The organism is Curtobacterium sp. MCBA15_008 (genome assembly GCF_001865065.1).
Classification (GTDB): domain Bacteria; phylum Actinomycetota; class Actinomycetes; order Actinomycetales; family Microbacteriaceae; genus Curtobacterium.
Genome location: NZ_MJGN01000023.1, coordinates 1 through 14619 on the forward strand (window position 1 = coordinate 1; position 14619 = coordinate 14619).

A 14619-nucleotide genomic window follows, 5' to 3' on the forward strand; every position below is an offset into this window, starting at 1 on the left:
AGCTGGCACCGCGCCTCCCGCCCGTCCTCCGGTCGCGTCGTGACGTTCCTGCCCATCGCACGCGTCCTGGAAAGCCGAATCGCGCGAAGGAGGCAAGAACTTCCTGCTCCCTACGCGCGAAACGTCTCCCCATGCGCGAAATGTCTCCCCATGCGCGGAACGACCTTCGCCGCGCGGAACGTCAGCCGACCGTGGCCGCGTCCGTCGAACCGGCCGCCAACGCGCCGCGGACGGAACCCCACGACGTGAGCCGCTCGCGGACCGCCGGGTCCTGCTCGTGCGCGATGGCCGCGGCGTGTGCCTGCTCGAGCACCTCGTCGATCACGATGCGTCGCCCCGACCTGGCCGAGGCGATCGCCGCGTCCACCATCGTCAGGCTCATCACGTTGCCGTGCACCTCGCCGTCCGGGGTTTCACCGGAGCGGACCGCGTGCACGAACGAGGCGAGCGACCCGGCGATCTCGTTCCCGACGCTCGGCGCCGCCGCGGGGGTGCCCGGCGTGCCGTCGAGGTCGCTCCACGGGTCGTGGTCGCCGTCCCACAGCGCGGTGCCGCCCGCGCCGGACGCCCGCCAGTCGCCGTTCCAGGACGTCTCCGCGCCGGGCGCGCACCACGAGCCGTCGTAGACGTACCGGACGTCGTCCTCGAACGCGAACACCGCCGCAGCCGCAGCGTCGCCGCGGTACCAGGACCACGACGGGTTCCACGACTCGCAGTAGACCGAGACCGGGTCGCGTTCGAGCACGTACCGGGCGGAGTCGAACGCGTGGATCGCCATGTCGAGCAGCAGGACGTCGTCCATCTCCTCGCGGAAGCCGCCGAAGTGCGGTGCCTTCGCGAAGCGCGTGCTCAAGCCGCCGATCGCCCCGAGGTCGCGGACGTGCTGCCGGAACGCCACGAGCTGGTCGTTGTAGCGGCGCGACTGCGACACCATGAACAGCTTGCCGGTGGCCTCGGCGGCGGCCGCCAGCGACAGCGCCTCGGCGACGGTCTGCGCCGCGGGCTTCTCGCCGAGGACGGGCAGTCCGGCACGGAGGGCCTCGAGCGTCACCGGGTGGTGGGCGACCGGCACCGTGATGTCGAGGACGGCCTCGGCGCCGGTGTCGGCGATGAGCGCTGACAGGTCGGTGCCGACGGGGATCGAGGGGTCGCCCGCGACGGCGGCCCCGGCCCGGGCGGCGTCGAGGTCGAGGTCGACGATGCCGACGAGCTCGACGTCCGGGTCGGCGGCGACGGTGGCGAGCCAGGCTCGGCCCATCCCGCCGGCGCCGACCTGGACGACGCGCAAGGCCGTCACGCCTGCGCCCCCTCGGCCACCGGAGCGTCGTCGAACGGGCCGCGGTAGTGCTGCCCCTCGAAGTACTCGCCGAGGTCGTAGCGGCGGAGCGTCGGGATCTCCCGCTCGCGCTCCGGCCGCGCCCACTCGGTGGCGTTCGCGATCACCCGGCGGACGTCCTTGTGGTGGTACACGGGGAAGTCCTGGTCGCCGGGGGAGAAGTAGAAGATCTTCCCGAGGCCGCGCCGGTACGTCATGCCGCTCCGGAACACCTCGCCGCCGGTGAAGCCCGAGATGAAGACGAGCTCGTCGGGAGTGGGGACGTCGAAGTACTCGCCGTACATCTCCTGCTCGGGGATGACGATCGGGTTCGGCACGCCGCGGGTGATCGGGTGCTGCGGGTTCACGGTCCAGACGAGTTCCTGGTCGTGCTCGCTGCGCCAGCGGAGCGTGCAGGTGGTGCCCATCAGCTTGCCGAAGATCTTCGACCAGTGGCCGGAGTGCAGGACGACGAGCCCCATGCCGGACAGCACGTGCTTGTGCACCCGGTCCACGACGGCGTCGTCGACGTCCTGGTGGGCGGCGTGCCCCCACCAGGTCAGGACATCCGTCTCGGCGAGGACCTCGTCGGTCAGGCCGTGCTCGGGTTCCTGCATGGTGGCCGTGCGGACGACGGCGTCCGGCAGGTTCTCGCGGATGCCGTCCGCGATCGCGCCGTGCATGCCGTCGGGGTACCGTTCCGCGACGTGCTGCTCGACCTGCTCGTGGACGTTCTCGCCCCAGACGGTGATGCGGAGCGGGGTGGTGGTCATGGTGTGCCTTTCAGACGGTGGTGTGCGGTGGCGTCGGTCCGGGGCCGTCACTTGACGGCACCGCCGAGGGCACCAGCGGAGATGTACTTCTGCGCGAAGATCAGCAGGACGGCAGCGGGCATGGACGCCAGCACCGAGGTCGCCATGACGGGCCCCCAGTCGGTGACGTTCGTGCCGATGTAGTTGTAGATGCCGAGCGTGATCGGTCGGACGGCCGGGGTCGACGTCAGGGTCAGCGCGATGAGGAAGTCGCCCCAGGCGCCGAGGAACGTGAAGAGCGCCGCGGTGACGATCGCGTTCCGGCTGATCGGGACGACGATCGACACGAAGGCCCGGAAGTCGCTGGCGCCGTCGACCAGGGCCGCCTCGACCAGGCTCGGCGGGATCGACTCCATGAAGGCCCGCATCAGCAGGATGGCGAAGGGCACCTGCACCGCGCTGTCGGCCAGGATCAGCCCGACGTAGCTGTTCAGCAGCCCGACGTTGTTGAACAGGGTGTACAGCGCGTTCGCGATCACGATCGCCGGGATCATCTGGGTGATGAGCAGGACGAGCAGGAACACCTTCGTGCCGCGCATCCGGAACCGGGCGAGGCCGTAGGCAGCCGGCGTCGCGACGGCGAGCGTGAGCACGACCGTCCCGAGCCCGATGACCATGCTCGAGACGAAGTTCTGCCCCTGCTGCTGGAACGCCGCCTGGTACCCGGCGAAGGTCGGGCTCCACGGGAACCAGGTCGCGGTGGCGGCACCGGACGTGGCCTGCAGGCTCGTGTTCACCATCCAGTAGACGGGGAACACCATGATCGCCAGGAAGACGATGCCGAGGATCGTGAGGGGGATGCCCTTCACGTTGCCGCGGGGTCGCCGTGGCCGTGCGGCCCGGTCGGTCGTGATCGCGCGGGTGGCGGTCACGGTCTGGTTCGCGATTCCGACGCTCATTCGTCGACCGCCTTCCGGGAGATCGCGATGTAGACCATCGCGAAGACGAACGAGACGACGATGAGCACGTTGCTCACCGCGGCTCCGATGCCGAACTGGAAGTTGACGAACGACTGGTGGTACGCGTTCGTGGCGAGCGTCTGCGTCGAGTTCGCCGGGCCGCCGCCGGTCAGGCCGAGGATGATGTCCACGACCTTCAGCGTGTAGACGACCCCGAGCACGATCACGACGCTGACCACCGACCGGATGCTCGGCCAGGTGATGTACCAGAACGCCTTGAACCCGGTGGCGCCGTCGAGCGCGCCGGCCTCGTACAGCTCCGGCGGCACGGACTGCAGCCCGCTGTAGAGGATCGTCGTGTTGAACGGGATGCCGAGCCACACGTTGACGCCGATCACCGCGATCAGCGCCAGGCTCGGGCTGACGAGCCACGGCACCGGGGCGATGCCGACGAGCCCGAGCAGCTGGTTCAGGGCTCCGCTGTCCTGGTCGAGCAGCCACTTCCACACCGCGCTCGAGGCGATGAGCGGCAGCAGCCACGGCAGCAGGAGCAACCCGCGCAGGAAGCCGGACAGCGGGAAGTGCCGCCGGAAGAACAGCGCGAGGCTCAGCCCGATGACGAACTGCAGGACGATCGAGCCCGCCGTGAACAGCGCCGTGTTCACGAGGCTCGTCGTGAAGACCGAGCTCTGGAACACCGAGATGTAGTTGCCGAGGCCCACCCAGGGAGCCTCGCCGGTGAAGAACGTCGCGGTCGTGTAGTCCTGGAAGGACATGATGACGTTCTTGACGACGGGGTAGCCGAAGAAGACGGCGACGAAGATCGCGGCCGGCACCACGAAGAGCCATCGGGTCATGCCGGATCGGAACCGGGCGCGTCGCTGCCCGGGTCGGGGTGTCGTCACGGGCAGGGTCGTCCGTGGTCGTGTCTGTGTCGAGGCGCTCACGCCGGGGTCCTTTCCTCCACGCGGGTGGGAGCCGACCGGTCGGCCGGCTCCCCACTGCTCGTGCGAATGACTACTGCTCCTGCGACTGCGCCTGCTTGAGCGCTGCCTCGGGGCTGGCCTTGCCGGTGAGGGCGAGCTGGACGGCGGTGTAGATCTTCGTGGCGGCCTTGGGCCATTCCGGTCCGAGCTCACCGGTACGGGCGCGGGCGGTCTGCACCGTGGTGACGAAGGACGCGACCTGCGGGTGGTCCTTCGCCCACGCCGCGCCGGCCTCGAGGTTCGTCGGCACGTTGCCGCTCACCTCGGACAGGACCTTCTGCATCTTCTGCGTGTGGAGGCAGCCGACGAACTTGCCGGCGAGCTGCATCTTGTCCTTGTCGCCGGTCTGCGGGACGGTGAACGCCTCGCCGCCGAGCGGTGCGACCGTGGCCTCGCCGGTGCGCGTCGGGATCGGCACGCTGTCGAACTCGAGGCCCTTCTTCTCGTTGAGCGCCGGCAGCTGCCAGGGACCGTTGATCATCATCGCGGCCTTGCCGGCCAGGAACTGGTTGTTGACGTCCGCCTGGGCCCAGTTGATCGAGCTCTTCGACATCGAGCCGTCGTCCTGCAGGTCCTCGACGAGCTGCAGCGCCTGGGTGGCGTCCGCCGTGGCGATGTTCTTCTCGTCACCGCCGTTCGACCAGAAGAACGGCAGGAACTGCCAGGTGCCCTCGTAGGTGTTGATGTTGCTCATCGCGAAGCCGTAGGTCGAGCCCTTGGTCAGCGTCTTCGCGGCGGTCTTGAGCTCGTCCCACGTCTTGGGCGGCTGGACGCCGGCGTCCGCCAGCAGCTTCTTGTTGTAGTAGAGCGCGATGGAGTTCGTGTTCGACTGCAGGCCGTAGAGCTTGCCCTTGTAGGTGCTCGCCGCCTTCACGCCGGGGACGTCGCCGTCGGCGTCCAGGCCGTACGCCGACAGGTCGGACAGGGCGCCGGACGAGGCGATCTGCTGGACGTCGGGATTGTCGAGCATGAGCACGTCGGGCAGCGTCTTCGACGATGCCTGCTGCAGCACCTTCGCGATCAGGCCGGCGCCGGCGACGTGGTTGATGTCAAGCTTCGCGCCGATGGTGGCGGCGCACTGCTTGTAGACCGGGTTGTAGTTCGCGTCGTAGTAGTCCTCGATCGTGAGGGTCTTCGAGTCGGTCGAGGCCGATCCGGAGCCGGAGCAGCCGGACAGGACCAGGGGGATCGTGGCGACGACGGCGACGGCGCCGACGAGTGCACGCGTCCGACGCGACGGGGAAGTGAACTTGTGCTTCATTGCAGAGCTCTTCTCTTGACGGATGCTGGGACAGGCACGCATCGACGAGGCCGCTGACGTCATCGTCGCTGTGCTCTTGGGGCGAGAAGCTAACAGAAAAGCGCTTCACCTGTAAAGCGCTTTTCTCACACGCTGGACGCCCGCTGGAAGCTAGGCTGACCGGCATGGCCACGATGCAGCAGGTCGCCGACCGAGCGGGCGTCTCGATCGCCACGGTGTCCTTCGTCGTGAACGGCACGAAGTACGTCACCCCCGCGACCACGGCCAGGGTGACCGCCGCCATGCGCGAGCTCAAGTTCCGTGGCAACGTCGTCGCGCGGGCGCTGGCGAGTCGCCGGACCCGGATCATCGCGCTGCTCTTCCCGACCACCGGCAACCGCTTCAGCCCGACCACCTCGCAGTTCTTCATGAGCGCGGCCAAGCGTGCGTCGGAGCGCGGGTACCACCTCGTGCTCTGGCCCGTCGACCCGGCCGGCGACGACCTCGACGACCTCGTCTCGGGCGGCCTCGTCGACGGCGTCATCCTGATGGAGGTGCGGATGGACGATCCCCGCGTCGCCGTCCTGACCGACCTCGGCGTCCCCTTCACCCTGATCGGGCGCACCCGCGACAGCAGTGGGCTGCCCTACGTCGACATCGACTTCGAGACCACGATCGAGGACAGCCTCGACCACCTGGAAGGGCTCGGGCACCGTCGGTTCGGCCTGGTCCTCGAGGACCTCGAGGGCACCCCGATGGCGGGCTACGCGCCGCACCTCCGCGTCCACGACACCTTCCGGCAGGCGATGCTCGACCGCGGCACCACCGGGACGATCGTCACCGCGGGGCCGGGTAGCGACGGCGGCCGGAACGCGGCGAGCGACCTGCTCGACGCGGACCCGGCCGTCAGCGCGGTGCTCGTCATGAAGGACGACTCCGCGGCCGGGCTGCTCGTCGGCCTGCACGCTGCCGGTCGCCGGGTGCCGGAGGACGTCTCCGTGCTCAGCATCGCGTCGTCCGAGGCGAACGCCGACCAGCACTCCCCGCGGCTGTCGACGATGGTCGCCCCCGGGCCGGAGCTCGGCACGCGGGCGGCGGACGCGCTCATCGAGCAGCTCGACGGCACGTCCGACGACCTGCCGCACTTCCTCCTGCCCTGCACGCTCCGGACGGCCGAGTCGACGGGTCCCGCCCCGACCCCCTGACGGCCGGGAGGCGCGTGGCGGCCCCGCCCCGCGCCTCCCGTCCGCCCCGTTTCGGGCTGGGCGACAGTTCACGGGCCCGCGAACCCGTGAACTGTCGCTCAGCGCGAAGATCGCCGCGCTGCGCGCCCACCAGGCACTCAGCCTCCGTTTGGTTGTGTGGATGCACAGGATCGCAGCACCACACGTCGAGGAGGACGGATGGCAATCGACCGCAGGCTCTTCCTGCTCGGAGGCGCGGGGGTGCTGCTGCTCGCCGGCTGCTCCACGCGCCCGGAACGCACCACCGTGGAGAACTGGCCCACGGACCCGCCAGAGGGCGAGGTCACCATCAGCTGGTGGGCCGGCCAGGTCGCCTCGAAGGACGGCGGGGACCTGCGGCGGAAGCTCATCGCCGAGTTCCAGAAGGAGCACCCGAACATCCGGGTGCGGATCGTCAGCGCCCCGAGCGACACCGACACGAACCGCACGAGCCTGACGACGCAGATCGCCGCCGGCAGCAGCACGCCGGACGTGTACCTCGGCGACGTCGCCTGGCCCGGGCAGTTCGCGAAGAACAAGCTCGCGACGCCGGTGAACCAGCTCGTCGGCGAGGACTTCTTCGAGCAGTTCCCGGAGGGCCTCCGGCAGGCGGCGAGTGTCGACGGGACGTACTACATGTTCCCGCTCTACATCGACGAGTCGTTCTTCCTGTACCGCAAGGACCTGCTCGCGAAGCACTCCCTGCAGGTGCCGAAGTCGTGGGAGGAAGTACGCGAGACCGCCGCGAAGCTCGTGGACACCGGAGACGTGTCGTACGGGTTCGCGTTCCAGGGCGACGTCTACGAGGGCCTCACCTGCAACGTGACGGAGTTCGTCGCGGACGCCGGTGGCTCGCTCCTCAACGACGACCTGACGAAGCCCGAGACCACGAGCTCGGAGACGAAGCGCGCGTTCGACTTCATGCGCTCCCTCATCACCGACGGGGCGAGCCCGCGGGCGACCCTGACGTACCAGGAGCAGGACACGAACGACGCCTTCTCCGGCGGCCGCGCCGCGTTCCTCCGGAACTGGTCCTACGCCTGGGGGATCGCGAACGGACCGGACAGCCGGGTCGCCGGCAAGGTCGGGCTCGCCGCGCGACCGACGTTCGACGGCATGGACGAGCACCACTCGACGATCGGCGGGTGGGGGAACTACATCAACCCGCACACGCAGGAGCCGGCGGCGGCGCTGACCTTCGCGAGCTGGATGTCGAGCGAGACCGCGCAGCAGTTCCTCACCCGCGAGGGCGGGGTCCTGCCGGCCCGGTCCGCGAGCCTCGTCAGCGCGGACGCGAAGTCCCAGAAGCGCCCGACGTACGACACGGCCGCCGGTATCACGCTCGTGCCCCGCCCGACCTCGACGGCGTACTACCCGAAGGTGTCGCAGGGCGTCTACCAGAACGGGAACAGCATCCTCGGTGGCCAGGCCTCGGTGGACGGCGGCACCAGCACGATGGCCTCCGCCATCTCGCTGGCCCTGAAGGGCGAAGCGCTGTGAGCGCCGACACCGCGACGCGGCAGCAGACCAGGCCTGGAGGCGCGGGTCGGGTCGATCCGCCGCCTCGCCTGACCGGGCGGTCGCGTCTCGACCGCATCCGCGCACGGGGCGCGTGGGGCTTCGCGGCCCCGGCGCTCCTGGTCGTGGCGGCGGTCACGATCTTCCCGGTGGTGTACTCGATCGTCCTGAGCTTCGCGGACGTCGAGGTCGGCTACGAGGGCTTCACCATCCAGTCGTTCGGGCTCGACAACTACGCCGCCCTGCTGCAGAGCGCCGACTGGTACCGGGCGCTCGGCTTCACGGTGCTCTACACGGTGGTGACGGTCTCGGTCGAGCTGGTGCTCGGCATGCTCGTCGCCCTGGTGCTCGAGCGGCTCGGGGCCACCCGCGGCTGGATGCTCGCGCTCATGCTCATCCCGTGGTCGCTCGTCACCATCGTGAACGCGCAGCTGTGGAAGTACATCTACGACAGCACCTACGGCGTCGCGACGTGGTTCTTCGGCCTGTTCGGGGACGCCCCGGTGATCCTCGGCGAACCGGTCCCCGCGATCACCGGGCTGATGGTCGCGGACATCTGGAAGACCACGCCGTTCGTCGCGATCATCCTGCTCGCCGGGCTCGTGCAGATCTCCGAGGATCACTACGAGGCCGCCGAGCTCGACGGCGCCAGCACCTGGCAGACCTTCTGGCGCGTGGTGCTGCCGCAGCTCACCCCGACCCTGACGATCGCGGTGCTGTTCCGCATCCTGCAGGCGTTCGGCGTGTTCGACCTGCCGTTCGTGCTGACGAACGGCGGTCCGGGCACCGCGACCCAGTCGCTCGCGATCATGGGCTACAAGGTGCTCTTCCAGGACATCAACATCGGTCCGGGTGCGGCGATCGCGACCTCCACCGCGGTCATCGTGGCGGCCGGGTGTCTGCTGTTCCTCCGGGCCTTCCGGAACCAGGCGAAGGGAGGGGATGCCTGATGCCCCGTCAACGTGTGCGCAAGGGCTGGCGCAGGTGGGTCAACACCGTCAACGTCAGCGGTGTCGTCATCGCCGTGCTCACCGCGCTGCCGCTGTACTGGCTGGTGTCGACGTCGCTCAAGCCGGCGTCCGAGATCGGGCAGTCGCCGCCCACCGCGTTCCCGCAGGCGTTCACCCTCGACAACTTCGTGGTGGCCTTCCGCGACAACGCGCTCGGGCAGTACATGGTGAACAGCGTCATCGTGTCGGTGTCCACGACGGTGATTGTGCTCGCGCTGGCGTTCCTCGCCGGGTACGCGCTGGCCGGCCGGTTCATCCGGGGGCGCACGGCGATCATGACCTCGCTGCTGATGCTGTCGGTGTTCCCGGCGATCGCGGTCCTGACGCCGCTGTACCTGCTCGAGCGCAACCTGGGGCTGCTCAACTCGTACCCGGGTCTGATCGTGCCGTACGTGGCGTTCAACCTGCCGTTCGCCATCTGGATCATGCGGAACTACCTGGTCGGGATCCCGTCGACCATCGAGGAGGCGTCCGAGATCGACGGCGCGGGAGCCTGGCGCACCGTGCTCAGCGTGATCCTGCCGATGGCGAAGCCCGGGCTCTTCACGGTCGGGGTGTTCACGTTCACGGCGTCGTGGAGCGAGTTCCTGATGGCGCTGACGTTCAACAGTGAGAACTCGTTCCGGACGATCCCGGTCGGCATCGCGCTGTTCGGCACGCAGTTCACCGTGCCCTTCGCGCAGATCTTCGCCGCGAGCGTGGCCGCGACGGTGCCGATCGTGATCCTGGTGCTGGTCTTCCGCCGGTCGATCGTGTCGGGCCTCACCTCCGGCGCCGTCAAGGGGTGACTCCCTTGTTGACCCCTCAGGACTGATCGGCCAGGATCGGGGGAACGTCGCACGCGGACGGTCCGGGACCAACCACCCCGGACCGTCCGCCCACCAGGCGGCGGCACGGATCAGGAGACTCGTCGATGGCCGACACCAGGACAGTCGTGCGCGCCCGGCGGCGCACGAAGGCATTCGCACTCGCAGCCGGAGGTGCTCTCGTCGTGGGCGGCCTCGGCTACACGCTCGCATCGTGGACGGACACCGAGTGGGTGTTCGGCGGCGACGGCTCCGGCGAGGGAGGCGTCGGCACCTCGGGCTTCGAGGTCGAGCAGAACGTCACCGCCCCGTTCGCCGCCGCCGGGTTCACCTCGGACGAGACGAACCCGGGTCAGGCGCTCCGGTTCACGGTCGACGCCCTCGCCCTCTCGCCCGGCACCGCGACCTACGCCCCCGTCGCCCTGCGCACCGCGGCCGACTCGATCGCGGGCGACGTGGCCCTCCGCGCTGCCGTGCCCGCGGACGGCGTCAGCGTGACCGATGCCGACGACACGCTCTGGGACGCGCTCCGGGTGCGGGTCGCCACCGTGACCGGCACGACGGCGGCGTGCGACGCGAGCGCGTTCGCCACTCCGGCCGACGTGATCGCCGACGGGCCGCTGGGCACCACCGCCGCGACCGCCACGCAGCGGTTGGCGGCCGACGGGGCGTCGACGCAGCGGTACTGCTTCGAGGTGTCGCTGCCGGAGGCGCCGACCCTGCCGGCGGGGACCTCGGTCGACGCCCTGCAGGGGCGCACCGCCGCGCCGGCGTGGCAGTTCGCCGCCGAGTCCGACTGACGGCGCGGTGCACGGCACCACCGCGTCGCCGTCCGGCCCCACGGACGCGGCGCCGCCCCGCCGTCTCGTCGACCGGGTCCGCACGGTCGTCGTGACCGTCGCTGGCTCGATCGGGCTCGCGTGCCTGCTCGGGTGGGTGGCGATCGCGCTCACCGGGCTGTCGTTCGTCGTGGTCACGACCGGTTCGATGGCGCCGACGATCCCAGCGGGCGGACTCGCGATCACCCACGAGGTCCCCGCGGCCGACCTCCGCGAGGGTGACGTCGTCACGGTGCCCCGACCGGGATCGTCGTTGCCGGTCACCCACCGTGTGGTCGCCGTCGCGCGGGTCCCCGGCGCCACCGACGCGCGCTCGCTCACCCTCCGCGGGGACGACAACGCGACGGACGACCGCGACCCGTACGTCGTCCGGACCGCCGGCCTCGTCCTCGCACACGCACCCGGGCTCGGCTCGGTGCTCGTGGCGACGACGAGCCCCGTCGCGCGCGGCCTCGGCGTGGCCGTCGTCGGCGGCTTGGTCGTTTGGGCGTTCTGGCCGGAGCGCCGTCGGCAGGACGCGTCGTGAGCCGCCGCCTCGCAGCCCTCGCCGGTCTGGCCGCGCTGGTCGCCGGGTGCGCCGGTCTCGGCACGACCGCGGTGGCGGTGGCGGCGACCGACTGGAGGCCCGTGCCCGAGACCGGCGCTCCGGGTCGCCTCGTGCTGCACACCGGTCCGGAGCCGCTCTCCCTGCCCGGGGCCGCCGACGTCACCGAGACGGTGTGGCAGGTCCGGACAGACGTCGAGACCGCGGAGGACGGGCGCCCGGAACCGGTCACGCTCGACCTGGAGGTCCGGAAGGACGGTGCCCTCGCCCGCGCACCCGGTGGGCTCCGCGTCGCGGTGTCGTCCTGCGACCGCGAGTGGACGACCACGACCGGTGGTCCCTCGTGTCCGGTCGGCGCCGTCGCCCTGGTGTCGTCGACCCCGGCGGACGACTGGTCGGCGTCGAGCCCCGTGGTGCGGATCCCGGATGCGGACGGCGACGGCACCGTGTACCTGCTCGTCCGGTCGTCCCGCTCCGAGCCCGCGCCCGCCGTCCCGCCCGGAGCCGTCGCCCGCGACGGTCGGCTCGGCATCGGCGTCACGGCGCGGAGCCACGATGTCGCATCCGCCCCGGCAGAGGCGTCGGCGCTGCCCGCCGTGCTCGCGTTCACCGGCGGCGGGTTCGCCGGGCCCGTGCTCGTCGCGGTCGCCGCCGTCCTCGCGGGCACCGCGCTGCGCCTGCGCCGGAACGACCGGGAGGGCCGCGCGTGACGCCCCGGTCACGGTTCGCCGTCGCGACGGGCGTCGTCCTCGCCGCGGTGCTCGTCGCGCCCTCCACCGTCCCGAGCACCGCGTCCTGGACCGACCGCGAGTACGTCGCGGGGGACCTCGGGACGTCGTCCTTCGACTGCGGGACCGACGCCGGGTACACCGCGACGGCGTCGAGCCGGTTCCTCGGCGGCAGCCTGGCCGGTGTCGACCTCGACGCGCTCGCCACCGTGCGCGGCGTCGACGTCGCCAAGACCGGTTCGGCGCCCGCCGCGGTCGAGCCGGCCGGGGCGCCGGAGCTCGGCACCGTCCAGCCGTACGCGCAGGCGTTCGGCAACCCGCTCGACGTCGGGCTGCTCGGGGACCTGGTCGGCATCGACCTGACGGGCCTCGGCGTCGGACTGCCGGCGGGCTCCGCGGGCGCCGTCAACCAGGTCGCGACGGTCGCGGGGACCGGCGACGCGGTCGCAGCATCGGGGCTCGTCGCCGACTCCGGCGGGGTGCTCGTCACCGACACGACCCCGACGAGCAACCTGCCGGACCCGGCGTCCATCACCCTCGGTCGGGCGCTGCCGGGCATCGCGGACGTCACCGACGTCGGGCTCGACGTCGGTGCCGTCGGTGCGAACGCGCGGCTGGCCGGGTGCGACGCCCTGCAGGAGGACGTGTGGGGCGGCATCGTGCAGCAGACGCTCCGGACGAACCTGCGGGCCGCGGTGCAGCAGGCCGCCGACGCCGGGACCACGGGCGTCGAGCGCGACTACGGGATCGCGAGCCTCGACCTGCGCGTCGGCAGCCCACTGGTCGGTGCGCTCGTCACCGCGGTCGACGACACCGTGGCCCAGCTCGACGCGACGGTGGCCGCCCTCGGCGGGAGCGACGGCGTGCTCGCGCGGACGATCAACCAGGGGATCCTCGGCGTGCTCGGCGGACTCACCGGCAGCCTCGGGCTCGGCACCGTCGGCGGCACCGTCGTCCTCACCGGACCGGACCTCGGCCGAGCGGTGTCAGCACTGCTGACGGAACCGCTGCAGGACCCCGGCGGGACGCTCGCCCTCGACCTCTCCGCCGGCATCCGCGTGGACCTCGCCCACCTGCTCGGGGACGACGAGCACGGGCTCAACGACCTGCCGGCGAACCACGAGGTCGTCCTCGACGCCGTCACCCTGAACGCCATCGCGGACCGCCTCGGTCAGGTGGTCGACGCGTGGGCGTCCAAGGTCACCACCGCACTGACGACCGCGCTCGGCACGATCCAGCTTCGGATCGCCCTGGCTGCCGACCTCAGCGCCCCGCTCCTCGGCGCACGCGTCACGATCGCGAAGCTCTCGGTCGCGGTCGACACCGGCCTAGCCGCCCTCGTGGCGGGACGGACGAAGCTGTCCGTCGGGGTCGACCTGCTCGGGCTGCCGCTCGGCGGGCTGCTCGGGGTCGTCACGGGGCTCGCGACGTCACTCGTCAATCCGCTGACGCAGGCCGTGGTGGGGACCCTGACGACGCGGTTGTTCGCGGTGGTCGGATCACTCGGCACCACGATCACGACGACCATGGGACGTCCGCTCGTGACCGCCCTCGCGACGGTCCTGCGCGGCCTGCCGGGCGTGCTGTCCCTGCGCGTGAACGTGCAGGAGGACACCGCTCCGGCAGGGGCGGCCGACGCTCGTGCGTCGACGGGCCGGTACACCGAGACCGCGCTCCGCCTGACGATCGCCGACGGGCTGGTACCCGGTGGCCTGGCCCGGGTCGACCTCGCCACGGCGACCGTGGGGCCGAACTCGGTGTCCCTGGTGCCGCAGCGGACCTGACGGTCGCGAGCCGGGCCTCCAGGCCGTCAGCTCACCGTCGACGCGGGTCGCGGTCCGTGTCCGTGAAGAAGTCCTCGTACAGGCCGGCACCGTCCTGCAGCTCGCCGAACTTCCAGCGCTTGCGCATCCGGCGGAACGTCTCGATGCGGACCGGGTCGACGCCCTGCTGGGATTCGTAGTTGCCCATGATTCCTCCTCGTCGTCCTGGTGCCCCCGATCGGGGGCCTCCGGAGGAGAACGTACGGACGAGTGTGCGGTGCGTCCGGCAAGATAGATAGGGAAGTTACCTAACTGCGCTTGTTGGACAAACGGTCCGGAATGCGTCCGAGCCGCCCGTAGCCTGCCGTCAGGGAGTCGGGGCGCCGTGCTCGAGCGCTGTCACGACGCGGTCGATCACCTTGACGTACTTGGCGGTCTCGCGATCAGAGAAGGAGGACAGGAGCTCGTGCAGGTGTTCGTTCGTGCTGTCCATCGCCGAGGCGTACGCGCGCTGGGTCTCCGGCGTCAGCTCGATGAACCGGCTCCGTCCGTCGTCCGGGTTCGGGACGCGGCACAGGTGGCCCGCCCGTTCCAGTCGGTCGACCGTCCCCGTCACCGCCGGTCCGCTCAGCCCCAGGTGCGACGCCAGGTCCTTCACCCGGACCTTCCGCTGGGCCGCCTCGGCACGCGCCACGAACTGCAGGACCGTCAGGTCCGTGCCGGACACGCCGAGTCGCTCGCGCAGCCGACCCCGCAGCGCCCCCATCGCCGCCTCCAGGCGGGTAATGGCAGCCGTCAGGTCGATCTCGCTCACGTGGTCGCCCCCTCGGTGCGGATCGGTTCCGCGCAACGATACGCCGCGCTCACCCCGCCAGCGTATCCAGATAACGAGGGGAATGTCGTGATCCGGACATCCGGGACCGATCGGAGGTCCCC

15 protein-coding genes are annotated in these 14619 nt (G+C 70.9%); 8 read left to right on the forward strand and 7 right to left on the reverse strand.

Annotation, left to right across the window (positions count from 1 at the left end):
- Window positions 1-181: 181 nt before the first annotated feature.
- The 5 genes from BIU96_RS10595 to BIU96_RS10615 all read right to left on the reverse strand — a co-directional run bounded on the left by BIU96_RS10595 (window position 182) and on the right by BIU96_RS10615 (window position 5273).
- The gene (locus BIU96_RS10595) at window positions 182-1288 is read right to left on the reverse strand and encodes a Gfo/Idh/MocA family protein (protein WP_071292742.1); all 1107 of its coding nucleotides are present in this window, start codon (window positions 1286-1288) and stop codon (window positions 182-184) included.
- Between the two features lie 5 nt (window positions 1289-1293).
- Window positions 1294-2088 carry a ThuA domain-containing protein gene (locus tag BIU96_RS10600; protein WP_071292581.1) on the reverse strand — a complete coding sequence of 265 codons (795 nt, stop codon included), beginning with the start codon at window positions 2086-2088 and terminating at the stop codon, window positions 1294-1296.
- 47 nt (window positions 2089-2135) lie between these two features.
- A complete protein-coding gene (locus BIU96_RS10605) occupies window positions 2136-3026 on the reverse strand; it encodes a carbohydrate ABC transporter permease (protein ID WP_071292582.1) in 891 nt (296 codons plus the stop codon).
- Complete coding sequence (locus BIU96_RS10610) at window positions 3023-3883, reverse strand: carbohydrate ABC transporter permease (protein ID WP_071292583.1); 861 nt, start codon at window positions 3881-3883, stop codon at window positions 3023-3025. Before BIU96_RS10610 ends, BIU96_RS10605 begins: the two co-directional genes overlap by 4 nt.
- Window positions 3884-4043: 160 nt before the next feature.
- A complete protein-coding gene (locus BIU96_RS10615) occupies window positions 4044-5273 on the reverse strand; it encodes a sugar ABC transporter substrate-binding protein (protein ID WP_071292584.1) in 1230 nt (409 codons plus the stop codon).
- Window positions 5274-5437: 164 nt separating this feature from the next.
- On the opposite strand from BIU96_RS10615, the gene BIU96_RS10620 reads away from it, so the two are divergent.
- The 8 genes from BIU96_RS10620 to BIU96_RS10655 all read left to right on the forward strand — a co-directional run bounded on the left by BIU96_RS10620 (window position 5438) and on the right by BIU96_RS10655 (window position 13704).
- Window positions 5438-6457 (forward strand): LacI family DNA-binding transcriptional regulator, encoded by a 1020-nt coding sequence (locus tag BIU96_RS10620; RefSeq protein WP_175477515.1) that lies wholly within the window; start codon window positions 5438-5440, stop codon window positions 6455-6457.
- 198 nt (window positions 6458-6655) lie between these two features.
- Window positions 6656-7975: an ABC transporter substrate-binding protein gene (locus tag BIU96_RS10625; RefSeq protein ID WP_071292585.1), complete on the forward strand. Its 1320-nt coding sequence runs from the start codon at window positions 6656-6658 to the stop codon at window positions 7973-7975.
- Window positions 7972-8943 (forward strand): carbohydrate ABC transporter permease, encoded by a 972-nt coding sequence (locus BIU96_RS10630; protein ID WP_175477516.1) that lies wholly within the window; start codon window positions 7972-7974, stop codon window positions 8941-8943. Before BIU96_RS10625 ends, BIU96_RS10630 begins: the two co-directional genes overlap by 4 nt.
- The gene (locus tag BIU96_RS10635) at window positions 8943-9791 is read left to right on the forward strand and encodes a carbohydrate ABC transporter permease (RefSeq protein WP_254786087.1); all 849 of its coding nucleotides are present in this window, start codon (window positions 8943-8945) and stop codon (window positions 9789-9791) included. Before BIU96_RS10630 ends, BIU96_RS10635 begins: the two co-directional genes overlap by 1 nt.
- A gap of 125 nt (window positions 9792-9916) precedes the next feature.
- Entirely contained in the window at window positions 9917-10609 is a 693-nt protein-coding gene (locus BIU96_RS10640) for an acyl-CoA dehydrogenase (RefSeq protein ID WP_071292587.1), read from the forward strand.
- A 7-nt stretch (window positions 10610-10616) separates the two neighbouring features.
- A complete protein-coding gene (locus tag BIU96_RS10645) occupies window positions 10617-11174 on the forward strand; it encodes a signal peptidase I (protein WP_083402819.1) in 558 nt (185 codons plus the stop codon).
- Entirely contained in the window at window positions 11171-11902 is a 732-nt protein-coding gene (locus BIU96_RS19835; protein ID WP_071292588.1) for a hypothetical protein, read from the forward strand. The genes BIU96_RS10645 and BIU96_RS19835 overlap by 4 nt, the downstream gene beginning before the upstream one ends.
- Window positions 11899-13704 (forward strand): choice-of-anchor G family protein, encoded by a 1806-nt coding sequence (locus BIU96_RS10655; RefSeq protein WP_071292589.1) that lies wholly within the window; start codon window positions 11899-11901, stop codon window positions 13702-13704. The genes BIU96_RS19835 and BIU96_RS10655 overlap by 4 nt, the downstream gene beginning before the upstream one ends.
- Before the next feature lie 31 nt (window positions 13705-13735).
- Here BIU96_RS10655 and BIU96_RS19840 read toward each other — a convergent pair whose 3' ends face one another.
- Together BIU96_RS19840 and BIU96_RS10660 are read right to left on the reverse strand one after the other, a co-directional pair.
- Window positions 13736-13891 carry a hypothetical protein gene (locus tag BIU96_RS19840; RefSeq protein WP_175477517.1) on the reverse strand — a complete coding sequence of 52 codons (156 nt, stop codon included), beginning with the start codon at window positions 13889-13891 and terminating at the stop codon, window positions 13736-13738.
- Between the two features lie 159 nt (window positions 13892-14050).
- Window positions 14051-14497: a MarR family winged helix-turn-helix transcriptional regulator gene (locus tag BIU96_RS10660; protein WP_139199962.1), complete on the reverse strand. Its 447-nt coding sequence runs from the start codon at window positions 14495-14497 to the stop codon at window positions 14051-14053.
- Window positions 14498-14619 lie beyond the last annotated feature (122 nt).